Source organism: Vibrio ishigakensis, assembly GCF_024347675.1.
Taxonomy (GTDB): Bacteria; Pseudomonadota; Gammaproteobacteria; order Enterobacterales; family Vibrionaceae; genus Vibrio; species Vibrio ishigakensis.
In genome coordinates this window covers 357217-379631 of the sequence record NZ_AP024882.1, presented here as the reverse complement: position 1 = coordinate 379631, position 22415 = coordinate 357217, and the positions used below count along the sequence as shown (strand labels likewise).

The window sequence follows — 22415 nt, the reverse complement described above, 5'->3', positions numbered from 1 at the left end:
GTGTAGCTCCACAATGATTTAAATGAATGAGATGCGATTACTTGTTTGTAAAAGCAATCTCGCTTTGGACGAGACGAATTATTGCTGAGCTAGAAATCAATTCCATAATTAGAAAATAAAGAGTTAATAATTTAAAAATACATGAGTTAATTCCCTTGTATTAAAACGATAAAATCTAGATTGATACCAAGGTTTGATGGGAACTTCGCGCAGAAAAAGGGAGGGTGGTGGTCTGTGATACTGCAAGAGTATTAGCAAAGTATCATCTCCCTAAAGCCCGACAGACATAGGGTTGGACACAATTCGCTACACATTGATTGAAACTACTGCTTCAACTCTCCCATTCGCCAGAAATCAGTCATCAAGAAAATATAATGTAAATAAATCAATGGTTTGATTGTTTTTGCTAAGCGCATTTTATCTATAAATGATGCTCGATTAAGTACTTTATCTGACGTGGTGCATACAATTTTCTGCAGATTTTCATGGGAGGCAGCCTAGCTCAACAAGCAAGCGGACTCCTTATCAGGGTGTATATCGAGGTCGAACCATGCAAGGGCATATTTTTTCAGACAGTAATTGTTCATTGCTGTTGTCTGTAAGTTTTTTATCGATACAGGCCATATTGGTTAGTGTATCTGATGGGAACGTATTTACTTATTCTGCTGAAAGCCAACAATCAATAAATAAGGTCTAAATAATGCGTGATCATATTTTGTTGGGCCATGTGTATATCCCAGTTTTTATGGTGTGGGTCATAGTTAGTTTGATTGCACTATATGTTGTTAAGTTTTTATTAGGTGGGTTGTTACGAAGAAATAACTTTGTAAACCCATCTCTCATTGAATTATGTCTGGTGGTAATTATTGCTGGGCAACTGCTTATATTACAGGTGCAATAAAGTGAATGTTCTTAAATTTATTCTGCCAGCTGCTCTAGTGCTAGGTGCGGGCGTAACGTGTTACTCATCTTATACCGCTTACACTGAATCTTTATGGACACGAGATGCCAAAATCCATGTTGAGATAGCAGAGATCTCACCCAAGGTATCGGGGGAGATTGTCGCTATCAAGGTGCAGGATAATCAGTATGTGAATGAAGGAGATTTGCTGTTTGTAATCGACGACGCGGACTACAGGAATAACCTGTCACAGGCGAAATTTGCCATGCTAAAAGCACAGGCAGAGCTTAAGCAATCACAAAGCGTCTATCGACGAGATTCGAAACTGCTTCCAGCAAAGCTTATCTCTCAAGAGCAGGTTATCTCTGAAAAGCTGCAGGTAGAGGCCAACAAGGCTCAGTTTCAGCAGAGTAAAGTGAACCTTGAAAAGGCGGAGTTAGACCTAAGCCGAACCAAGGTTTACGCACCTAAAAATGGCTATGTGACCAACCTTAATCAGCGCGAAGGAAATTTTATCAATACCGGTGAAACCTTTGTGGCACTGGTGGAAAGTGACACCTATTACGTGCAAGCCTACTTCACTGAAACCAAGATCAAAGATATCCAAGAAGGGCATAGAGTGACCGTTCATCCTTTCTCTTCAGGTGAGTCTTTCTATGGAACAATCGAGGGGGTAGGGCGTGCTATCTCTGACCAAAGTGCGGACAGTTCGGGCTTGATCTCTAATGTTAACCCAACCGTGCCTTGGGTGCGTTTGGCTCAGCGTGTCCCTGTTCGTATCAGCATCCCTAAAGAGGTTATCGCGAGAGAGAGATTGATCGCTGGTACAACCGTTTCAGTGGATATCAAATGATGTTGATGACTTGGATTCGACAGTGGTCAAACCCTGACTCTATGACCTTTGCATTTCGCTTTTGCTTAGCTGTGCTGCTGACTTGGATGATATCTCTGTTGTTTGATTCTCAGGCTACAGGAACCGCAATGATGACTGCAGCCATCATCCAAATAACCGGCACACGTGGCGCAAGCATCAAAAAATCTGTAGCGCGATTGGCTGGCACCTTTATTGGCGGCGCTTACGTTTTGTTCGTGGCCAGTGCCACCATGATCGATGCTTGGTTGTTTAACGCCTTTATTATCCTCGGCATAGTGGTTAGTCTCGGTATCGCTTCTTACTTTCATCGCCGTGTAGCCTATATGTTTGCCGTGGTGGGTATCACCCTCTCGCTGGTGGGCTTTCCTATTGCAGCAGAAGCGGATATGACCAACCTGTTTGACCATGTTCAGCTGAGATGTATTGGGATTTCGTTCGGCATCCTAATGTCGATGGTGGCGAGCTACATCATTCCCTATGCGGATGATAAACGTGAGCTGTTGTTTGTTAAGGCGCAAACAGAAAAGTTTATCTCCGAGCTGTTCCGTTCAGAGGCTTCAAAGGTTACCAAGCTAATACGCACATTCTTGAGCCTAGTGGGTAAGAAGTGGCTGGCGGTAGATGATGAAATCTATGGCAGTCACAGCGATAAAAGTGTGAAAGAAAAGAGCCGAGCTACCTTTTACGACTGCATTAATATTGGCGTACAGGCGATTGAGTACAGGAAGCTGGGTGATGCCGTTGGTATGTCGCAGTCAGCGTGGCAGGAGTTAGAAGACAGTGGCTTTAAGCTAGACACAGAATATCGAGAGAAATGGCAACTGGCACCAGGGCCTTTGCTTGAACTGTTTGAGGAGCGTTCAGCTGACTTTGCTCTTCAACTGCAAAGCTTTAATCAACAAGAGATTGTGTACGATTACAGCGAGAGTAAGTATGTCGATGATATTAACAATTTCACTGATGGCTTCCTCGTGCTCAGTAATATGGCTAGAGCAACGCTCGCACTCTTTTTACTTTCGTTTATGTGGATAGAACTGCAATGGCAAGATGGAATGAGTGCCATCATTATGGCGGGCATGATCAGTTCGGTGTATGCCTCTCAGCCAGGGGCTGAGGGAGCATTTAGCACCAACATCTATGCTCAGTTTTTGGCAGGGGCGTTTGCCTTTTTGGTTAACTTCATTGTCATGCCGATAGGCTCTCCCGTGATCTTGTTTATCACTGGCTTTATCGGCGTATACACAATGGCCTACTGGTTCTGGCAGAGTCGCTCTCTGATGAAGATAGTGTTTATGGTATCGCTATTCTCATGGAGTAATTTGGTGCCACTGACCGCGTCACCATCTTATGACTTTGCCCATTTCCTAAATTCTGTTGTGGCGAATCTGGTGGGCTTGCTTGTTCTTTGGACCTCTTATCAAGTGTTGCCATCTCGCAGAACGGCGGATGTAATCAAGAAGCGCCTGACTCGCTTGGTGAAAAGGCTAAAGCATGGAGATAAGAACACTAAAACCAAGATTAACATCAATAATCTTATTCTTTCATCGTACTCATTCTTAATAGATGAGTCGGATGATGACTCAGTATTTACGCTCTTATACACCAAGGCCCTTACTCGGGTTCTGGATGAAGAAGAGTTGGACCAAGAGCAACGTAAACTGCTGCTCGCGTCAATCGACAATGGAAAGACAAATCTCAAGCTTAACCAGAAGTTGGTGGATTTAATTGAGCATAAAACTGGGAGTAAAGAAGAGGTGAACTACAACTGGTTCGCTCTGTCGAGATTACTTCATGCTTGACCTGATATTTATGGCTCATCCTGCAAAGGATGAGTCTTTTTGTTTTCCAATTGTTTGCTTGGGGAAGACAAGCTACTGGTTGCCACTGAGTTGTCCTAATACAAAACATAATGAACGGCTAAAACCGCATTCGATAGCTTGGTTTCGTATTTTTTTCTCTGCCCTATTTTCAAACTCTGATTACATATAGAAATCCAACACCTACACATTAAGGCTCTGATAGTAATGGGTTTTTATAAATTTATTATAAGTTTATTGCCCATGCTTCCACCTCAATAAATAAAAGATTTAAAGGTTACTCAAGCTTGTGATTTGGTTTATTTCTTAATCAGATTTGCCCTGCATACTTGCCGTCGATTTCAACCTCAACCTAAATAGGAAACATCGACGTGAAAACCAAAATCCTTCTACTAGCTATAGCGACGGCACTTGCTGGATGTGCGAGCGCACTACCAGAGAAAGATGAACTCGCTCTACTTAATGGCAACCACAAATACCAAGAACTTGATTATAAATCTGATGAACAAGGTCTCTTTTGGAAATCAGATGACTACAAGATTGACGAATACCAAAACGTCATTGTGGATGATGTAAAAATCCAGCTAAGCCAGAGCATCAAAGACAAAGTCAGCCCAGAAGTGGTCGCAAGATTTGAGGCTGAGATCAAAGCCTCTCTTACTGAGAAGTCTAACAAGCTGTTCCCTCATGATACCGCTAGCCAAAAACAAGCAATGGTAGATGTAAATATCATCAAGGTTGAAGACCTAGAAGAAGATATCCGAGTGCGAGAGTTCATTCCTGTTGGCGCTGCGATTGGCCTAGCGAAACTAGCAGCTGGTACCCGCGACCGCTCTGTTCGCCTAATTGTAGATGTGGATGTGAATGATAAAGCAGACGGTCATCTCTTGGCTCGTCGTGTATTCGCTATCAACAACAATGGCGTGCTTGAGAACGACCATTCAAAGATCACCAGCAAGGTGCTGGACAAAGACGTAGAGAAAATTACTCAGCAGGGTGCTGAATTTATTCTTCATACACTCTATATGTAAGGACTGAATGATGAAATTATCTGCTCGCCATTCTAAAGCCTTATTGCTGGTACTTGCTTTAGGGGCTTCACAAGCGTTTGCGCAAGAAACTACTAGCCAAGAACAATCTTTTGATAACTGTTTGCTTCGTAAAATCCATATGGATGTCGAGCAAGATAATCTCGACGAAATTAAACAAACATGTCTTCAGGAGACAAAAACTCATCACACTACGGTGCGTCATGAATTGGAGAAGGAGTCAGAGGACAATCCTTTTGTCATCACTTCGTATAGGCAAAACTATTTCTTGCCTATTACCAACATGGACCATATAAATACGGCACCGTACACAGACGATGTGTTTGGTGATGGTGCAGACAAGTTGGATAACAAAGAGATCAAGTTTCAGATCAGCTTTAAGATTTCCATGTTTGACGATGTCTTCTTTGAGGATGATGAGATTTACTTTGGCTTTACTATGAAGTCATTTTTGCAGGCTTATGCTGAAGAGATTTCTTCGCCATTTCGTGACATCAACTACCGCCCCGAATTCTTTTATGAGACTACGCTTCCTATTGATATGGGCGAGGGCGTCTGGTTTACCCGTGTGGGCTTCGAGCATGAGTCCAACGGTCGTACGGAAGAGCTAAGTCGCAGCTGGAACCGATTGTTTGCGGGTATCGGCTACGAAGAAAAAGACTTTATGGTGTACCTACAACCTTGGATTACCGCTGGTGGTATGGATCATGCTAACAAAGATATTGAAGACTATCTTGGTCACTATGAGTTGACCGCAGCGTACAACCTAAGTGTGTTCGAATTCACCGGTTTAGCTCGATACAACTTTGATACTGGCTATGGTGGCGTTGAAGCGGGGGTTAGCTTCCCACTGCCATACCTGAAAAAAGTACGAGGTTATGTGCAGTACTACCAAGGCTACGGTGAGAGCTTGATTGATTACAATTACAACATACAGCGCATCGGTGTTGGTGTGCTCCTTACAGACTTTATTTAATTGAAGAACCTTTTTACAGAGAACAGGCAATGACGAATATCATCTCTATCCAATCCCATGTTGTATTTGGCCATGCAGGGAACAGCTCTGCGGTTTTTCCAATGCAGAGAATGGGTGTGGAAGTATGGCCAATCCATACGGTGCAATTTTCTAACCATACCCAGTATCAGCAGGGCTGGAGTGGTCGTGCATTTGACTCTTCAGACATCACGGACTTGATTGCAGGCATCGACAAGATTGAGCAACTGGCCAACTGTGATGCTTTGGTCTCTGGCTATCAAGGTAGCGGCGCTCAATGTGACTCAGTTGCTGCTGCCGTGGCTAAATTAAAGGAGCGCAATCCGAATGCCTTGTATGTGTGTGACCCTGTGATGGGGGACCCGAAAAAGGGTTGCATCGTGCCAGAGGAAGTTACCGATAAATTGGTCAATGGCTTGATGTCTCTAGCTGATGTGATAGTGCCAAATCAGTTCGAGCTGACTCAGTTTACTGGGATGGAAATTAACACCCTAGAAGATGCGATTGCTGCCTGTCGTCATGCCATCAGTAAAGGCCCGAAAATGGTACTGGTTAAGCATCTTCACTCATTGTCTGATGAAAGCTTCTCTATGATGCTAGCCACAGAAGATGGTGTTTATTTAGCTCAGCGTCCGCATCTAGAGTTCGCTAAACAACCGGTTGGTGTAGGTGACTTAATCTCAGGCTTGTTCACCGCAGGTCTGGTGAAGGGTAAATCACCAAAACAGGCGTTTGAGCATGCGCATAACGCCGCTTATGGGGTATTGAAGGTTACACACGAATCTCAAACTTGGGAGCTTCAGACCATCAAAGCTCAAGACGAATTTGTGGAGCCGAGCTCTAACTATGCGGTGCAAGAGGTGAGTTAATCTTTCTCTAACGCAACAAGCTTTCCGAGGGTCTGATGTTAGTCAGACCCTTTTTATTGAACGCCGCAAGCAAAAAGGCTACTTGGCGAGAAACGCCACTTTTTTCAGAAAGCTATCTCTTAGGTGTTCTTGGTCGTATTCCAAATGATAGGTGTTGTGAAAACCTACTTTCAGCTCCACCCCATTTCCTCGTAAAAACACGTTATAGCCGTCGTAATCAGAAAACGCCTCAACGCCTTCGTAGATTTTGCCATGCTCTGTTGGTGTGCCGTTGTTCATCACACACTCATAGGCTTGCAATACTTTGCTCGAATCTAGATCGTTTTTCATCTTGATGCCCTCGCAAATAACCACACTTTAAATATGGATAATAATCCAGAGTTGCGCCAATTGGACGGGTAAACTCTGTGAGGTGAATGGAACAATAAGCCGGGCACGCTTTGAGTGCTTGTAGATTGAAGTGCTGTGTGAAAAACGGCACCATGTCAGCCAGTGATTCAAAGTGACAAGGAGAGCGTCATAATGACAGTAGCAATCAGACCGGCCCACCCTAGCGAACTAGAGCTGGTCTATCATCTTGTCACCTCTAATCAAGAGTGGACCGAATTTAACGGGCCGTATTTCCCCTACCAGCATCCAACGCTAGATGAGTTCAAGAACTCTACCTTCAAAAGGCTACTCTCAGGTAAAGATATCCAGTTAGTCACACTGGATGATGTTCCTGTAGGTACAGTTAGCAGTTACTGGGAGTGTGAGGAGACACGTTGGCTTGAAGCTGGCGTTGTTATCTATGACTCCTCTGTTTGGGGCAAAGGTGTGGCTGCGAGAGCCGTTCGCCTTTGGGTGAGTTATCTGTTTGATACGCATGCTATTGAGCGAGTGGGCATGACTACCTGGTCTGGAAACCCGCGAATGATGGCCTTAGCCCTTAAACTTGGCTTTCAACAAGAGGCGAGGTTGCGTAAGGTTCGCTACTATCGAGGCCACTACTACGATTCGGTGAAATTTGGGGTTCTGCGCTCCGAGTGGCAAGCCATATGTTCTGCCGTCAACAAAACAAGGGAACAGGTCCTTTAAGGAACACTGAATAGATTGCGATGGATATACTTCTTCTTTTCATAGCCGGGCTTCTTGGCGGAGCGCTTAATTCAATCGCGGGTGGCGGCACCTTTATCACCTTTCCTGCCCTGGTGTTTGCTGGCGTACCACCGATAGCAGCCAACGCCACCAATACCTTCTCATCCTTCGCAGGCTATTTAAGTGGTGCTTACGCCTTTCGTGCTGAGATGGCGAACCATAAGAAAACTGCCGTTCTGATTGCAATCGCTAGTTTAGTTGGTGGCTCCATAGGTGCCTATCTGCTGCTTAATATTGAAGAGAGGGAGTTCAATAATGTTATCCCTTGGCTGATGTTGTTTGCGACCTTGATGTTTATCTATGGAAGCCAAATAGGTGGGTATCTGAAGAAGTTATCCACTAAAAGCAGTAAGACAGAGTACATGTGGTTGGCGTTCTTAGGTGTGTTATTCCTGTTAGTGGCCATCTACGGAGGTTTCTTCAATGCAGGCCTTGGTATCATTACCTTGAGCTATCTGGTATTGGCTGGGTTTAACAATATCAACCTGATGAACGGGCTTAAGCTATTGGTTTCTTGCTTTGTTTCCATCATTGCTATCGCCATTTTTATCGCCAACGATTTAATAGCCTGGTATGAGGGCACAGTAGTGATGCTTGGCGCCTTGGTTGGTGGCTATTATTCTGCAATCTTGTCTACTCGGCTCTCCCAAGCCACCATTCGTAAGGTGGTCATCGTTATAAGCGTAGGCACAACGGCTTACTTCTTTGTGCAAGCCATTAGCGATTTAATCTAGGTGCTTAAACTGCAATGCCACTAATCGCTGATAGAGCTCACAGCTTTGCATCAATGATTGGTGGTTGCCAATATCGACCAGCTCACCTCCGTCGAGCACCGCAATCTTGTCAGCATGCTGAATGGTGGATAGACGATGGGCAATGATCAGCGTTGTGCGTCCTTTCATTAAAGCCTCTAGTGCTTGCTGGACATGGTGTTCGCTCTCGCTATCCAGAGCACTGGTCGCCTCATCTAAAAGTAGGATCTTAGGGTCTTTCAAGATTGCGCGGGCAATGGCGATGCGTTGTTTCTGACCACCAGAGAGCCTCACGCCACGCTCCCCTAAAAAGCTATGATAGCCGTCGGGCAGCTTTTCGATAAACTCGTGGGCATGGGCTTTTTTAGCCGCTTCAATAACTTGTTCATCGGTCGCCTCAGGGTTTCCGTAACGAATATTGTGAAACACATCGTGACTGAACAAGGCTGGCTGTTGCGGGACTAGGGCCATCTGCCTGCGAAGGTCTTTTGGGTCGAACTGACGAACGTCTTCTCCTGCAAACAATACCTGACCCTGCTGAGGGTCGTAAAAGCGTTGCAGTAGTTCGAATAGGGTTGTTTTACCCGCACCCGATGGGCCAACCAGAGCTAACACCTTGCCTTGTTCTGCGGTTAGATCTAAACCTTTGATAGCTGGTTGATTTGGCCTAGATGGATAGTTGAAATCAACCCCTTTGAATACCACCTCTGCGGGCATGTTTGTATCGATATCTTTATGATTGCTTGGTGCGCTGATATCGCTCTCTACCTGCAGGATCTCCACTAATCTCTCGGTTGCGCCAGCAGCTCTTTGCAGTTCACCAAGCACCTCTGAAATGGTTGCCATCGAAGAGGCCACCATTATGGCATAGAACACAAATGCCCCAAGGTTACCCGCTGACATCTCGCCCTTGATAACATCACTGCCTCCAACCCAAAGCATGCCGGCGATGGCGCTGAACACGATTACGATAACGCCCGATATTAAGATTGCTCGCTGTTTGACCCGTTGCCTGCCCACCTCAAACGCTTTTTCTACCTCTACTGCGAAGGCGGACTTCTCAAACTGTTCAGAGCTGAAGCTTTGCACCGTTTTAATGTGTTCTATCGCTTCACCAGCATAGCTACCTACATCTGCCATAGAGTCCTGGCTTTGGCGGGATAGGGCACGTACACGCCGTCCGTAAACCAAGATAGGGACAAGTACAAAAGGAACAGAAGCGAGCACAATCAGGGTCAGCTTAAAGTTGGTGGCAAACAACATGATGATAGCGCCGATGCACATCAGGGCGCTGCGCATCGCCATGGAAAACGATGAGCCGATAATGCTTTGCAACAGCGTGGTGTCCGTGGTGAGGCGCGACATAATATCGCCGCTGCTATTGGTCTCGAAGTAACTAGGGTGCAGGGAAATTACATGGTTAAACACCGCCAGCCGAATATCAGCACTGACTCGCTCGCCTACCGATGAAACGAGATAGAAGCGAAAGAAGGTGCCGATTGCGATGCATAAGGTAATTCCAACAATAAATTGGATTGCGTTGGTGAGCTCAACCAGAGATTGCTGAGCAAACCCTTCATCAATCAAGATGCGTACCCCATATCCCACGGATAAGGTTAGGCTGGCGGTTGCCACTAGCGCAAACAAGGCTGCAGCTACTCGCCATTTGTAGGGAGCAACAAAGGTGGTGAGCTTAAGAAGGATACTGAGGTTCTTATTGTTTTTACTACTCATGAACGGGGTACAAACCTTATTTCTAGGACGGGGTAAGATGGTGAACGTTTTTTAAGCATAATGCTGTGTGTAACTGAAGCAAGCCTAAACGGCATGGAAGCCGTGCTGGAGCCATCAGGGAAGATTTCACGGCGACTTGCGGACATTACACATCGCATTGTGCGAAATCTGCGCACTCACGTGTTCGCCTTGATTTCTAGGCGAACAAGCTTAGGTTTTAAAATATCGCTTTCTGTCTTTGAAATAGAACAGAGCGCTGATCACGATGAACAAGAAAGCAAAGTAATAGGTAAATGCCGACAGCGAAGCGAGAAAATCGATGCCTTGCTCTATTTCTTCTTCGGTGTAGCCCTGCGAGACCAGTTTGTAGTAATAGGCATACAGCACACCTATCAGCCCGTAGCCCATATTAAACATCAATCCCTTAAAGCTGAGCACGGTTGCCCTGTTGTGCGATTCGGTCTGTTTGTTGAGGTGATAGCTGATAAAAATATTCATGGTCATGATGATGAAGATGAGCATCAGCGCAGGTATCACGCCAAATATTGGCCAGCCAAGACTTATTAAGTAATAAGTCACTATAGTGGCTAAACCCATGAGCATAATGAATTTTCTAGGCGCCATGCTTTCGGCTAATCGACGACTTCGTCCAGCGAATATGATCTGGAATACGCTTATCCCAGCGCCGATAAAGCCTATGTAGATGATCGGGATTTCGATAGCGCGATAGTATTGGCTGTTCATGGTTAAGAACATGCGAGAGGTGTGCTCGAATAAGCTGTAGTAGAGCAAAATAAACAGAACATAGGGTGTTGAGAGCACCCATTTTGCAGTATTCATGGTGAGCTTTAGGCTCTCAATACTGCTCGCGGCCTTGCCCCCAGTTGTGGCTTTGGTTTTGCTCTCTTCCTCCATACTAAAGGCCGCATAAATGGCGACCAATGCTACCAATAGAGTGGCGTAGACAGGAATTCGCATGATGTCTTGGGTGGTTTCTGGAGCAGTAAATCCAAGGAACTGGAACACCTTACCCATAAAGTCGACGTCGTACATCGCCGCACCCAATAGGGTGACAAAGATGCCAACACTTGAAGCAAGACGCAGTTGGATCTGCAAAACCTGTGGCCACACATCCTCTTTTCCTTGTTCTTTCAAGGTATCGTAGGCCAGCGCCTCATCCGCGCCACTGGCTAGCGCCATCGCCAAACCACTGAGCACTCGATTGACTAAGAAGACCACAAATACCAAGTGCATATTGCTTGTGGGCACGAAGGCAATCATGGCTATCTCGATAAACATGATGATGGAAGACATCACCACCAGTTTCTTACGCCCCAAGGTATCGGCAAAGGCACCCGAGGGCACCTCAGCAATTACTATGGTGGCCGCCCATACCACGTTTAGCATGGCAAACTGGGATAGGGTCAGACCGTAATCTAGGTAGAGTAGGGTGAATACCGGATAGTAAAAACGCGCAAAGTAACTGCTTCTAAAGATCAGATAGCCGCGAACATTACGTATGTTTAGAATTTCTTTGAGCGTCATGAACTTCCTTGTTTTTGGACTTCTCGTTATAGAGGCAAATCCTTTATCCAGAAATCGTCTTGTTGTGCTTTGTTATAGCCATACTCATACAGGAATTGTAGATACTCTTTGTCGAATACCTTGCCTTGTGGAGGCTTTTTATCAAAATCATCATCAATATAGGTGAGATAGAATTCAGCGCCTATTTTGCGGGTGATGTAGAGCTCTCGAGCGATATCACCTCTTGTTTGAGCCATGATGAGATTATCAACGCTTCGTGCAGCGAGACTGATGGTGTCATCTTCCACAAACTCAAACTCGGTTTGTACACGACCATTTCGAATGGTGTAAACACGCGGTGCATCGGCATAACCTAATGATTTGACGAAAGAAGTATAGTCAAAACCTATAGGATCGAAGAAGAGTTGACTAGAAAGTCCACCATCTACATGCATCTCTTCAAACTGCGTTCCCTGATAATAAACCGGTATAAACTGAGGTGGAAATACCCCTGGGATTGATGAGCTCGCGGTCAGTATCTGATGTATCAGGTCGTTTTTGTTTGGCAGATCACTGTTGGCAATTCGCCCTAGATTCCAGATCATCTGTCTGCCGGAATCAAAATGGGTAGTGCCGATAAATAGGCGCTTGCCTGCGCGATACTGGGCTGCAATTTGCTTTATAAAATCATCGTCATAGGTTTGTTGCACTAGCTGATAAAAGCTTTCGCCGCCAGAGAGCGCATCGCCGAATAAAAAATGGAAAAAGCTAGTGCCACCTAGCATAGATTCATCATCTAAGCCCAGCATTACCTCTTTTAGCTGATCCAGCTTATCGCCGCCAGCAAACACAAATGGCGCTATCAAGGCACCTGCGCTGACTCCTGTGATCATTGAGTATTCAGGCAGCTCGCCTTTATCACGTAGGCCTAGCAAGACACCGGCACCAAAGGCGCCACGAGGACCTCCGCCAGATAGCACCAAGATATTAAATTGCTCACCCATGACCCGAGGAGCAAAGGGTTGCTGCTTTATTTGGTTTATCTTTGTCTGATCAAAGGTATGGCTTTCATCTGTATTAGTCGGAGCTAGATTTTTTGGAACGCGATCACCCCAAAAACGAAATGGTTCATCGTCTTCATCCTGAGCTACACCTATGTCGACCTTCAGATAGTTAGATTCGTTGACTCGAGTGTCAGCATCATGGGGAGTGCCCGAGCAACCCACCATCAGCAGAGCGATTAAAAAGAGAAACGACTTGTACAATGGAAACCTCGTCTATTTGTGACTACTCTGAACATGCATTCAAAGTCTTCTTTTCTTAGTACTAATCTCTTGAAAATAAACAAGGTTTTCCCAAGAGGTGCTGACCGGAGCGCGCATGGCATCGATCAACGAATCTAATAACTTTATCTATTTCACCCTCTCACTCATCCTTATCTTTGTGATGGGCGCATTGGCAAAAGAGGTCGAAGGGGAGCATCTAAACTTCCTCCTTAAACCTCTTATCCTAAATAGCTTTATTATTTGCCTCGCGAGCATGAAATTTGCTCGAGGCTGGTATATCTACCTTGTTGGAGTGAGTGTGTTGATGGCCATTGCTATCTTGGCTCACTCCTTTTATGACAACACTCACCTGAGTGTTATCATGTTGGTGCTGATACTGGCGTTCTGCGTTGGCGTGTTTCAAGCTACGGCGCACCAGATATTGCTTTCTGATCAAGTCGACAACAACAAACTCATCGGCTCTGTTGCCCTGTTTCTAGTTATGGGACTTGGTTGGGCTGCCATTTATTTACTGCTCATTATCTACAACCCTGAAGCCATCAAAGGCATAGTTGCGCAGGACCACTGGGGAGAGCATTTCTCTGTGGTGACCTACTTTAGCTTCGTTACCCAAACCACCTTAGGTTATGGGGACTTCAGCCCCAATACGCCTCTTGCTCAAGTGGTGGTTTACCTACAAGGAATAACCGGCGTTTTCTATATGGCGGTTGTGGTTTCGAGCCTAGTGAGCGCACGCAAAAGGTAGTTTGAACGGAGCTAAATTAAGCTCCGTTGTCGCTTTAGAAATAGAGTCTAATCACGGACTCAGACACACAGCCAGGTCTGCGCACGCCTTCAATCTCAACCTTGATCTCACGGGTTATCTCTAACCCTTTCTTGATTGGGGTGACGCTGAGCAATTTACACTTGCCTCGGATGTTGCTTCCTACCTTTACAGGGTATGGGAAGCGAACACTGTTAAAGCCCATATTTACCGTTACTTTTGCAGTGGGAAATTGTGGCTTATCCGGATCCACTGCCTCGGTCAACTTGGGCAGAAGGGCCATGGTTAGAAAACCGTGCGCTATAGTCGACTTAAATGGAGACTCCTGCTCAGCACGCTGCGGATCCGTGTGGATCCACTGCATGTCTTGGGTTATCTCAGCAAAGGCGTTAATACGCTCTTGGTCCACAGAGAACCATTCACCCACAAAGATTTCTTCACCGATTTGCTCTTTGAGCTCGTCAAATAAGGCTTTAGCCGCTGGCTTCATATCTACTGTGTTGCGCTGCGGTGATTCCACCTCATCATTAACCGCCGGTTGATTAAACACCTTGTTCCAAGAGTGATATAGGCTCTGTGAGTAGCTGTGATTTACATTTTCTTCTCGATAACCTTTCAGTAGCGTAGATACTCCAGCATTGAACTGAGAATACTTTAGCGATGCGATCTGTTGATTGAACATTCTATTAATCCTCTAGTGCTTTGGCGTGGTTATCCGCTAGGAAGGTGTACACGGTTGGTACAACAAATAGCGTAAATAGGGTACCTACTGTCATGCCTACAGTGATAACTAGACCGATAGAGAAACGGCTCTGTGCGCCCGCACCAGCGGCTGTTAGTAGAGGTACAACGCCGATTACCATAGCTGCCGTAGTCATAAGTACCGGACGAAGACGCTCAGCTGCCGCTTTCTTAACCGCTGCAATCTTGTCCCCGTTAAACTCAGGCTGTATTTGGTTGGCAAACTCTACAATCAAGATACCGTGTTTACTAATAAGGCCTATCAGGGTTACCAGACCTACCTCGGTGTAGATGTTCAGCGTATCGATACCCAGATACAGCGGGATCATGGCACCAAAGATAGAAAGCGGTACACTGGTTAGTACTATCAGCGGGTCTCTAAAGCTTTCGAACTGAGCCGCCAACACTAGATAGATGATGATAAGTGCTAGGGCAAAGGTCGAAACCAGAGATGCACCTTCTTGCACGTATTGGCGTAGCTGACCTGATGAATCGATAGCGTAAGAGCTAGGCAGGATCTGCTCGGCACCTTTTTGCATCACTTCATAGGCTTCACCAATACTCACGCCAGGCATCATCTTAGCTTCGATGGTTGCGCTGTTGAGCTGTTGGAATTGGTCCACCGCTGATGGCTGTACGCTTTGGGTAATATCAATCAGCGATGACAGAGGTACCATCTTGCCGTTGTTTGAGCGCACATAGTAGTTGTTGATGTCATTCCAAGAGCTGCGATCCGCACGTTCTACTTGAGTAATTACCTGATAGCTACGCTCATTTAACGCGAAGTAGTTGATAAAGCCTTCACTCACATAGCGAGTCAGTACGTTCCCTACCTCTTGAGCATTCACGTTCATCAGAGCCGCTTTGTCTCGGTTTACCGCGATCTCTACCTGAGGCTTGTTGAACTCTAGATCGTTCTGCACATAGATAAACTTACCGCTAGTAACAGCATACTCTTTTAGCTTCTCAGCATATTGGTATAGCTCTTCATAGCTACCAGTGGGTGTCTTGATGACCATCTGGAACGGCAGGCCCTGAGAGGTGCCAGGCAGATCCGGTGGAGAGATGGTGAATACTTGCAATCCAGGGAAATCCACGGTGTCTTTCTGGAAGCGAGTCATCATCTCTTTTGCTGATGCATCACGAGATTCCCAATCCTTCAATACGCCTAGACCAAAGAACTTAGAGTCTTTTTGATAGCCATTAACCATCAGAGACATCTCAGTTTCTGGATAGCTGCGGATAGTATCTTCAAGTGGCTTGGTAAAGTGGCCAATATAGTCAGTGTTTGCCTGTGAAGGGCCTTGGCCCATCATGATTACTACGCCTTGGTCTTCTTGAGGTGCCAGTTCGCTCGCTGTGTGAGTGAACATAAATACCAGTGACACCAAGAAGGTTGCAACCAAAGGCCAAACTAGCAGTCGGTTATTTAGAACGATCGCAAGAAGCTTCTCGTACTTGTGAGTAACACCAGCAATAACTTTGTCGATTTTCTTAACCAGTGCGCCCTCAAGTACCTGCTTGTTCAGCATCTTAGAGGTCATCATTGGTGTAAGCGTTAGAGCGATAAAGCCAGAGATGATTACCGAGCCAGCAAGAGTAAAGGCAAACTCAGTAAATAGCTTGCCCGTTAGGCCACCCATAAAGCCGATCGGGGCGTATACCGCAGCTAGAGTAATGGTCATAGAGATAACTGGACCAGCAATCTCACGAGCACTGTTGATTGCCGCGTCGATTGGCGATGCACCTTCTTCCAAATGACGGAAGGTGTTCTCTACCACAACGATGGCGTCATCTACTACCAGCGAGATAGCCAATACCATGGCTAGCAGGGTCAATAGGTTGATACTAAAGCCCATCGCCATCATCAGGAACATAGAGCCGATAAGCGATAGCGGGATAGTTACTAGCGGAATGATCATCGCGCGCATCGAGCCTAGGAAGGCTAGGATAACGATGATAACGATAACTGCCGCTTCAACTAGGGTCTTAGTTACCTCTTCGATAGAGCTATTGATGAACTTGGTTGAATCATACACTACCTCAGCTTTCATACCTGGTGGCAAGCTGTCGACAATTGATGGCAGCACTTCATATAAACCCTTTACTACAGTCAGCGGGTTTGAAGTCGAGGTGTTGCTGATAGCAGTCGTAATTGAGCTGCCGCCATTAAACAGTACGCGAGAGTCGTAGGTGTTTGCGCCAAGCTCGATGTTAGACACATCTTCAAGGTGGATCAGCTGACCATTAGCACTCTTAAGTACAATGTTTTTAAACTCTTCAACCGAGGCTGCGTCTGTGTGCGCATTGATATCAATCTCGATGTAATCGGCCTTTAGCTTACCCGCAGCACTTACTGCGTTGCTGCCTTTAATTGCGTTTTGTACATCTGATGCAGTGATGCCATAAGCTGCCATCTTGGTTGGGTTCAGCCAGATACGCATTGCAAAGTCACTCTGACCCAGCAAGTCGATCTTAGATACACCATCTACAGTGGAGAAAGTTGGCTTAACCACACGACTCACGTAGTCTGAGATCTGCTGAGTCTTAAGCGAGTCAGAAGAGAAGGACACGTAGAGGATAGGTGACTGTGAGGTCGACTTAAGGATGCTCGGGTCTTGAGTACCTGCTGGCAGTCGGTATTTCACTTGCTGCACCAGCGATAGGATCTCTGTCAGCGCCTTATCGGTCGGATAATCTAGCTTAAGGTTTACCGTGATAAGGGATTTACCTAGGCTACTCTCAGAGGTCATGTAATCGATGCCTTCTGCTTGTGCGATCTGCGCCTGCAGTGGCTGAGTAACATAACCTTGCACGCTGGTGGAGCTTGCGCCAGGGTAGTTGGTGGTGACTGTAATCACACCGGTTTCAATCTGCGGATATTGACGTACTTGTAGGCCAGTAAATGCCTTTATTCCCAGTACAAGCAGTACCAAGCTGAGTACGGTCGCCAGAACCGGTCGTTTGATGAATATATCAGTGAAGTTCATGAATATGCCTATTTATGACTTGAATGATGCTGAGAAAGGACGAGCGTTATTTACCTTAACTACCGTATCTTTTTTCAGTTGCTGTTGATTTGAGGTAACGATCTCATCGCCGGCTTTTAGGCCAGATAGAATGCCCACTTGGTCATCCTTTCGAGGACCTACTTCAACCAGTTTTTGCTCTACTACTTGCTCGCCATCTTTGTTAGTCACAACGAAAACGCTGTCACCATAAAGAGAGAAAGAGATAGCTACTTTCGGTACAGGGATGATTGAAACTGTCTGGTTTAGTTCGATTTCAGCATTGATATACATGCCGCTAACCAGTTGGTTACCATCGCCTTGAACCTTCGCGCGCACATTGATGTTGTGTGACTGCTCATCCGAAGCAGGCTGAATAGCAGACACAACCGCGTTAAAGGTTTTGCCTTGGTAAGCGTCATTGCTGAAAGTGACCTTTTGACCTTCTGCCAGCAGTGGCTGATAGTCTTCTGATACTGAGATATCTATGTAGTTGTCGTTGATGCTTTCTAGGTCAACGATAAGAGAACCTGGGTTGATGTAATCACCCACGTTGAGAGTACGAATGCCCAATTTGCCTGAAAATGGAGCCTTGATGCTCATGAAGTTAATTTCAGAGGCAATGTATTTAAGGGATGCAGATTGTGCGTCGTACTGAGCTTGAGCTTTGTCTACCGAGTTTCTCGCCGTGCTGTTGCTTGCAAGAAGCTTTAGTTGTCTCTTTAGTTCAATCTTGGCGAGCTTCACCTTAGCAAGTTGGTTTTTGTATTTTGCCTGCAATAGAGAGTCATCTAGCTGAACAATCACATCACCTTCAGATACCAGCTGTCCTGATTTAAATAGGATCTCTTTTACCTGACCCGAAATCTGGCTTGTTACCTGGGTGGATTGTTTTGATGAAACCTGACCAATAGCCTTAACTGTTTTAGTCCAGTCTTCTTGCTTGGAGATAACTGTGGTGATCGCGACAGGTGGCTTTTTATATTCACCTAGTTTCTTGGCGATCATGTGATTCTTAAATGTGTTAAATCCAAATACGAATACCAGTATCAGTATTACCAGTATCAGGACTATTGATATTGCTTTCTTAGACATAACCTTTGCTTACTGTGTGCGTTAAAAGTGCGGCTAATTTAACGCCAGACAAACATTTAGTTATAACCCTTGGCTAATCAATCCCTAATATTCGATAAAGAAAATATAATCCATAAAAATCAGTAATTTATAGGTGTTAATAAAGATATAAAAGATAAAACTATGATGGGGAATTCATGTATCTGATTTTGCGAACTCTTAAAGTATCCGGGTACTCAAGAGGAGCAATATCCATGTCAAACAATATGCAAAAAACAAAGCACGCGACTGCAGAAAAGATGCAGCGTGTTTACGGAACTGAAGTAGAACACAAACACAATAAAGACCATTTGGAGTTTGAAGATAAGCAGCAGTCCCATCCACACCAAAAGCACGGTGGCAAGAACGAAGGTCATAAGCACCTGATTAATCACCATGCTGATGGTCACCATGACAAGCATCATCACGATAAAAAGCACAGCCATAAAAAGTCTTCTCGTTTGCACCATAAAACGAGCAGCAAGTAATTGCTGAACACTTCTGAACTGTCCAATCAATACAATTAACCGGAATACATAATGAATCGTAATGACGAAAAGAAACTCGAGACCCTGAGTCCTTTTGAAGTGAAAGACACCCTGATGAAGCTTGCGCAGAGCAACAAGGATCACGCCATGATTAATGCTGGTCGTGGCAATCCTAACTGGGTAGCTACTGAACCTCGTGAAGCCTTTTTCCAACTGGGTCTATTCGCATTGCAGGAGTCAAAGTCTACCTTTTCTCCATACCCAGGTTTTGGTGGTGTGAGCGAGCAAGATTGCATTTCTGCACGTTTCCTCTCTTTCTGTGAAGACAACGAGCAGGTAGAAGGCATCCGTTTTCTACTCAATGCTTTTAACTACCTCACCACAGAGCTGTTTTTAGATGCTGATGAGCTTATCTATGAATGGGTAGAGGGTATTTTGGGTGACAACTACCCAGTGCCTGACCGCATGCTGAAATATAGCGAAATCATCTCCCGCAAATACATCGAACAAGAGATGGGTCATAAATCTCATCTACCGGATTCTCACTTCAACCTGTTTGCAGTTGAGGGTGGCACGGCTGCTATGGTGTATATCTTCAATACCCTAAAGACCAACCGTCTGCTTAACAGCGGCGATGAAATCGCTATCGGCGCGCCTGTATTTACCCCATACCTTGAGATGCCTGAGCTAGAAGATTATAACCTGAACAAGGTTGAGATTATGTCTACAGAGGAAAGCTATTGGCAGATCCCTGACAGTGAGTTAGAGAAGCTCAAAGACCCTAAGATCAAGGCATTCTTCTTGGTAAATCCAAGCAACCCATCATCGGTAAAGCTGAACGATAAAACACTGCAGAAGATTGCGGATATCGCCAATGAACGCCCAGACCTTATCCTGCTGACGGACGATGTTTACGGTACATTTACTGACAAGTTCACCTCTCTGGCGATGCTAGCACCTAAGAACACTATCTTGGTTTACTCGTACTCTAAATACTTTGGTGCAACGGGCTGGCGACTAGGCGTAATTGCGATAAATGAAGACAACAACTTCGATCGCATGATTGCTGACCTTCCTGAGGATACACGTGAGAGACTGAGTAAGCGCTACAGCGGTATCAGCTTAGACCCAGCAAACATCAAGTTTATCGACCGTATCGTGGCAGACAGTCGCGCGGTTGCCCTAAACCACACTGCGGGCCTCTCTACACCGCAGCAGATCCAGATGACGCTGTTCTCTCTACTAGCACTGCTAGAGGGCGGTAAAGATTATCAAGAGAACGCCAAGCGTATCGTTCGTTCTCGCTATCGCACATTAATGGAAAACGCATTGACTGAGCCAACGATTAAAGAGGGCGATGATAGCGGCGCTTTCTATTACGTAGAGATCAACATCCAGAATCTAGCGGCTTCTGCACATGGCGAGGAGTTCTTTAACTGGATGAAGGCTGAGTATGAGCCACTGGATTTCTTGGTGCGTCTTGCTGAAGAGAGCGGCATCGTGGTGATGCCAGGCGGTGGTTTTGATGCGCCAGAGTGGTCACTACGCGTATCCTTAGCTAACCTTCCTGAGTCGGCTTATGCTGAGATTTCCTCTGCAATAAATACAACTCTAGCAGGCTACTATCAGCTATTTTTGAACGCTAAATAAGCAATTTCATTGATAAAACCTCAGCTGAGAAATCGGTTGAGGTTTTTTTTGTATTTACCTGAATCCTATCCAATACTTCTTTATTAGATACAATAGGTTATAAGCTGTATATGAAGAATCAAAAGGTACAATTTCGAATCGACGAGTGGCTGTTCGTTCCTTATGAAGATAAGTTTATTCTTCATGGGGAGACCATTGTCATCGATAACAGGCTTTCTAAGCTATTTCACTTCTTGTGTGAAAACCCAGACATCGTCTTTTCTAGAGACGAGCTTATCAACGAAGTCTGGAATGGCTCTATCCTCTCTGATCAGGTGATCACCCAAGCCATCTTTGAACTGCGCAAAATCCTAAAACAACATGGCAACCATCCATATGGTTACATAGTCACTGTGCCCAAGCGTGGCTATAAGCTGGATGCCACCGTTGAACGAATTATCGAACCGGCTAAAGGCCCTGTTGAGAGTGTCATCGAAGAAGAGGAACAGCCTCATAGCGTTGAGACCGAGCCGGAAGCGGTTCAAGAAGCTCAGGTTGAACCTGAAGTAAAAGACAAAGCCACACCTGCACCTGTGACGCCAACTCCAGTGGCACCAGAAAAGAAATCTAACTCTAAGTTATGGTTCGGTTTTGCTGCTGTATTCGCCTTAATAGCTGTGATTGGCTTTTATCTGCAAGGCTCAAATACTGCGGTCAATGAAGCACCACCGCAAGCCAGTGCTAGCGAAGAGCCGGAAGTTACCACCAGTTATCTATCTCTAGAGCCAAGATATGTGCATGTTATCGTTGAGCAAGAAGTACTTTACGATGATTTTAAAACAGGTGTTGTAAAAACACTTTTAGACCTACTAAAGGTCTATCAAGATGTTCGCATTATATACAATGGTCCAGCAGCGAAATTCGCGGCTCATGAAATTAGATTTGCCAGTAGTACTAGCCAAAACAGGACTTATCTTGAGATTGAATACGTGAACCGTATCTCTGGGCATAAGCATCTAGATAGAAAATATGACATAACCAGCCCCTCAATTAAATCGTCTTTAAAGCGTTCACTCGATGACCTGCTGGACTCTCTTCATATTGAGATCGATAAAGAGATTCTAGCTAGTCATGTGGATGAATTACCAAGTGAAGAGGGAGCTATTGAAGCGATAGTTACGGCGTACGCGTCTACTTATCACGCTCATACGCAAGGCAGAGCCCTAGAGCTAATCCAAGAGGCGGAGATGCATTCGCCAGACAATCCATACGTGATTGCAACCAATTACATTTACAATCTTTCCTATCTCTATTTGCATCCCAAAGGCGACAACACTGAAGCCATTAACAAACTTAATGCTGAAGCTGCAGAGAAATTTGCTGTTCTGGAGAGCCAAAATAAGGTCACACCAAAGGTAATGGAAGCAATGGCGATGATGGCCCTTTCTAAAGATGATGCCTTACTTGCCAAAAATATTTTGCAGACAATTCCTCACCAGAGAAAAACAGTGCTCTTCTATGTTCTCAATGGTAAAGCCGCTGAACTGAGTGGCAACCGAGATTCAGCCGAAGAGTTTTACTACAATGCGGTTATTGAGGCGTCATCAACCTTAGTGTTAAACCTCTCTGAAGTCTTATTTTTTAACAGTGACTTATCTGATATTAAGAGCAAGGTCAAAGACAGTAGTCTCTGATTGTTTTAAATAAAATAAGGGCGGAAAAGATTAATCTTTTCC

18 protein-coding genes are annotated in these 22415 nt (G+C 45.3%); 11 read left to right on the top strand and 7 right to left on the bottom strand.

Annotated elements, in window-relative coordinates:
* Window positions 1–902 precede the first annotated feature (902 nt).
* From Pcarn_RS15595 to pdxY, 5 genes are all read left to right on the top strand, one after another.
* Entirely contained in the window at window positions 903–1754 is an 852-nt protein-coding gene (locus tag Pcarn_RS15595; RefSeq protein WP_261836844.1) for an efflux RND transporter periplasmic adaptor subunit, read from the top strand.
* Window positions 1751–3574: an FUSC family protein gene (locus tag Pcarn_RS15590; RefSeq protein WP_261836843.1), complete on the top strand. Its 1824-nt coding sequence runs from the start codon at window positions 1751–1753 to the stop codon at window positions 3572–3574. Before Pcarn_RS15595 ends, Pcarn_RS15590 begins: the two co-directional genes overlap by 4 nt.
* 389 nt (window positions 3575–3963) lie before the next feature.
* Window positions 3964–4623 carry a DUF3313 domain-containing protein gene (locus Pcarn_RS15585; RefSeq protein ID WP_261836842.1) on the top strand — a complete coding sequence of 220 codons (660 nt, stop codon included), beginning with the start codon at window positions 3964–3966 and terminating at the stop codon, window positions 4621–4623.
* A 10-nt stretch (window positions 4624–4633) separates the two neighbouring features.
* Window positions 4634–5617, top strand: coding sequence for a phospholipase A (locus tag Pcarn_RS15580; RefSeq protein ID WP_261836841.1), 984 nt, complete (start codon window positions 4634–4636; stop codon window positions 5615–5617).
* 29 nt (window positions 5618–5646) lie between these two features.
* The gene (gene pdxY, locus Pcarn_RS15575) at window positions 5647–6504 is read left to right on the top strand and encodes a pyridoxal kinase PdxY (RefSeq protein ID WP_261836840.1); all 858 of its coding nucleotides are present in this window, start codon (window positions 5647–5649) and stop codon (window positions 6502–6504) included.
* 78 nt (window positions 6505–6582) lie between these two features.
* Here the strand turns inward: pdxY and Pcarn_RS15570 are convergent, their stop codons facing one another.
* Entirely contained in the window at window positions 6583–6834 is a 252-nt protein-coding gene (locus tag Pcarn_RS15570) for a DUF3081 domain-containing protein (protein WP_261836839.1), read from the bottom strand.
* Between the two features lie 192 nt (window positions 6835–7026).
* Between Pcarn_RS15570 and Pcarn_RS15565 the strand changes: the two genes are divergently transcribed.
* Both Pcarn_RS15565 and Pcarn_RS15560 read left to right on the top strand, forming a co-directional pair.
* On the top strand, window positions 7027–7581 hold the full coding sequence (locus tag Pcarn_RS15565) for a GNAT family N-acetyltransferase (protein WP_261836838.1): 555 nt from the start codon (window positions 7027–7029) through the stop codon (window positions 7579–7581).
* 20 nt (window positions 7582–7601) lie between these two features.
* Complete coding sequence (locus Pcarn_RS15560; protein WP_261836837.1) at window positions 7602–8375, top strand: sulfite exporter TauE/SafE family protein; 774 nt, start codon at window positions 7602–7604, stop codon at window positions 8373–8375.
* Here Pcarn_RS15560 and Pcarn_RS15555 read toward each other — a convergent pair.
* The 3 genes from Pcarn_RS15555 to Pcarn_RS15545 form a co-directional block, all read right to left on the bottom strand.
* Complete coding sequence (locus Pcarn_RS15555; protein ID WP_261836836.1) at window positions 8367–10127, bottom strand: ABC transporter ATP-binding protein/permease; 1761 nt, start codon at window positions 10125–10127, stop codon at window positions 8367–8369. The two genes, Pcarn_RS15560 and Pcarn_RS15555, sit on opposite strands and share 9 nt — an antisense overlap.
* Window positions 10128–10337: 210 nt before the next feature.
* Window positions 10338–11672 carry an MFS transporter gene (locus Pcarn_RS15550; protein WP_261836835.1) on the bottom strand — a complete coding sequence of 445 codons (1335 nt, stop codon included), beginning with the start codon at window positions 11670–11672 and terminating at the stop codon, window positions 10338–10340.
* A gap of 26 nt (window positions 11673–11698) precedes the next feature.
* Window positions 11699–12916 carry a patatin-like phospholipase family protein gene (locus Pcarn_RS15545; RefSeq protein ID WP_261836834.1) on the bottom strand — a complete coding sequence of 406 codons (1218 nt, stop codon included), beginning with the start codon at window positions 12914–12916 and terminating at the stop codon, window positions 11699–11701.
* Window positions 12917–13031: 115 nt separating this feature from the next.
* Here Pcarn_RS15545 and Pcarn_RS15540 point away from each other — a divergent pair, with 115 nt between their 5' ends.
* Window positions 13032–13682, top strand: coding sequence for a potassium channel family protein (locus Pcarn_RS15540; protein ID WP_261836833.1), 651 nt, complete (start codon window positions 13032–13034; stop codon window positions 13680–13682).
* A gap of 34 nt (window positions 13683–13716) precedes the next feature.
* Here Pcarn_RS15540 and Pcarn_RS15535 read toward each other — a convergent pair whose 3' ends face one another.
* The 3 genes from Pcarn_RS15535 to Pcarn_RS15525 are packed head-to-tail and all read right to left on the bottom strand — an operon-like array spanning window position 13717 to window position 18544.
* Window positions 13717–14382, bottom strand: coding sequence for a MaoC family dehydratase (locus Pcarn_RS15535; RefSeq protein WP_261836832.1), 666 nt, complete (start codon window positions 14380–14382; stop codon window positions 13717–13719).
* A gap of 4 nt (window positions 14383–14386) precedes the next feature.
* A complete protein-coding gene (locus tag Pcarn_RS15530; RefSeq protein ID WP_261836831.1) occupies window positions 14387–17431 on the bottom strand; it encodes an efflux RND transporter permease subunit in 3045 nt (1014 codons plus the stop codon).
* Between the two features lie 12 nt (window positions 17432–17443).
* Complete coding sequence (locus tag Pcarn_RS15525; RefSeq protein ID WP_261836830.1) at window positions 17444–18544, bottom strand: efflux RND transporter periplasmic adaptor subunit; 1101 nt, start codon at window positions 18542–18544, stop codon at window positions 17444–17446.
* A gap of 233 nt (window positions 18545–18777) precedes the next feature.
* Here Pcarn_RS15525 and Pcarn_RS15520 point away from each other — a divergent pair, with 233 nt between their 5' ends.
* The 3 genes from Pcarn_RS15520 to Pcarn_RS15510 all read left to right on the top strand — a co-directional run bounded on the left by Pcarn_RS15520 (window position 18778) and on the right by Pcarn_RS15510 (window position 22373).
* Window positions 18778–19050, top strand: coding sequence for a hypothetical protein (locus Pcarn_RS15520; protein WP_261836829.1), 273 nt, complete (start codon window positions 18778–18780; stop codon window positions 19048–19050).
* A 51-nt stretch (window positions 19051–19101) separates the two neighbouring features.
* Complete coding sequence (locus Pcarn_RS15515) at window positions 19102–20700, top strand: bifunctional aspartate transaminase/aspartate 4-decarboxylase (RefSeq protein WP_261836828.1); 1599 nt, start codon at window positions 19102–19104, stop codon at window positions 20698–20700.
* Window positions 20701–20810: 110 nt separating this feature from the next.
* A complete protein-coding gene (locus Pcarn_RS15510) occupies window positions 20811–22373 on the top strand; it encodes a winged helix-turn-helix domain-containing protein (RefSeq protein ID WP_261836827.1) in 1563 nt (520 codons plus the stop codon).
* The last annotated feature ends 42 nt before the right edge of the window (window positions 22374–22415 follow it).

Excerpts from the sequence above, each read along its gene's own strand:
- Pcarn_RS15520 (WP_261836829.1), top strand. The coding sequence starts at position 18,778 with ATGTCAAACAATATGCAAAAAACAAAGCACGCGACTGCAGAAAAGATG.
- Pcarn_RS15540 (WP_261836833.1), top strand. The coding sequence starts at position 13,032 with ATGGCATCGATCAACGAATCTAATAACTTTATCTATTTCACCCTCTCA.
- Pcarn_RS15515 (WP_261836828.1), top strand. The coding sequence starts at position 19,102 with ATGAATCGTAATGACGAAAAGAAACTCGAGACCCTGAGTCCTTTTGAA.
- Pcarn_RS15570 (WP_261836839.1), bottom strand. The coding sequence starts at position 6,834 with ATGAAAAACGATCTAGATTCGAGCAAAGTATTGCAAGCCTATGAGTGT.
- Pcarn_RS15555 (WP_261836836.1), bottom strand. The coding sequence starts at position 10,127 with ATGAGTAGTAAAAACAATAAGAACCTCAGTATCCTTCTTAAGCTCACC.
- Pcarn_RS15560 (WP_261836837.1), top strand. The coding sequence starts at position 7,602 with ATGGATATACTTCTTCTTTTCATAGCCGGGCTTCTTGGCGGAGCGCTT.
- Pcarn_RS15550 (WP_261836835.1), bottom strand. The coding sequence starts at position 11,672 with ATGACGCTCAAAGAAATTCTAAACATACGTAATGTTCGCGGCTATCTG.
- Pcarn_RS15510 (WP_261836827.1), top strand. The coding sequence starts at position 20,811 with ATGAAGAATCAAAAGGTACAATTTCGAATCGACGAGTGGCTGTTCGTT.
- Pcarn_RS15535 (WP_261836832.1), bottom strand. The coding sequence starts at position 14,382 with ATGTTCAATCAACAGATCGCATCGCTAAAGTATTCTCAGTTCAATGCT.
- Pcarn_RS15590 (WP_261836843.1), top strand. The coding sequence starts at position 1,751 with ATGATGTTGATGACTTGGATTCGACAGTGGTCAAACCCTGACTCTATG.
- pdxY (WP_261836840.1), top strand. The coding sequence starts at position 5,647 with ATGACGAATATCATCTCTATCCAATCCCATGTTGTATTTGGCCATGCA.
- Pcarn_RS15565 (WP_261836838.1), top strand. The coding sequence starts at position 7,027 with ATGACAGTAGCAATCAGACCGGCCCACCCTAGCGAACTAGAGCTGGTC.
- Pcarn_RS15525 (WP_261836830.1), bottom strand. The coding sequence starts at position 18,544 with ATGTCTAAGAAAGCAATATCAATAGTCCTGATACTGGTAATACTGATA.
- Pcarn_RS15580 (WP_261836841.1), top strand. The coding sequence starts at position 4,634 with ATGAAATTATCTGCTCGCCATTCTAAAGCCTTATTGCTGGTACTTGCT.
- Pcarn_RS15530 (WP_261836831.1), bottom strand. The coding sequence starts at position 17,431 with ATGAACTTCACTGATATATTCATCAAACGACCGGTTCTGGCGACCGTA.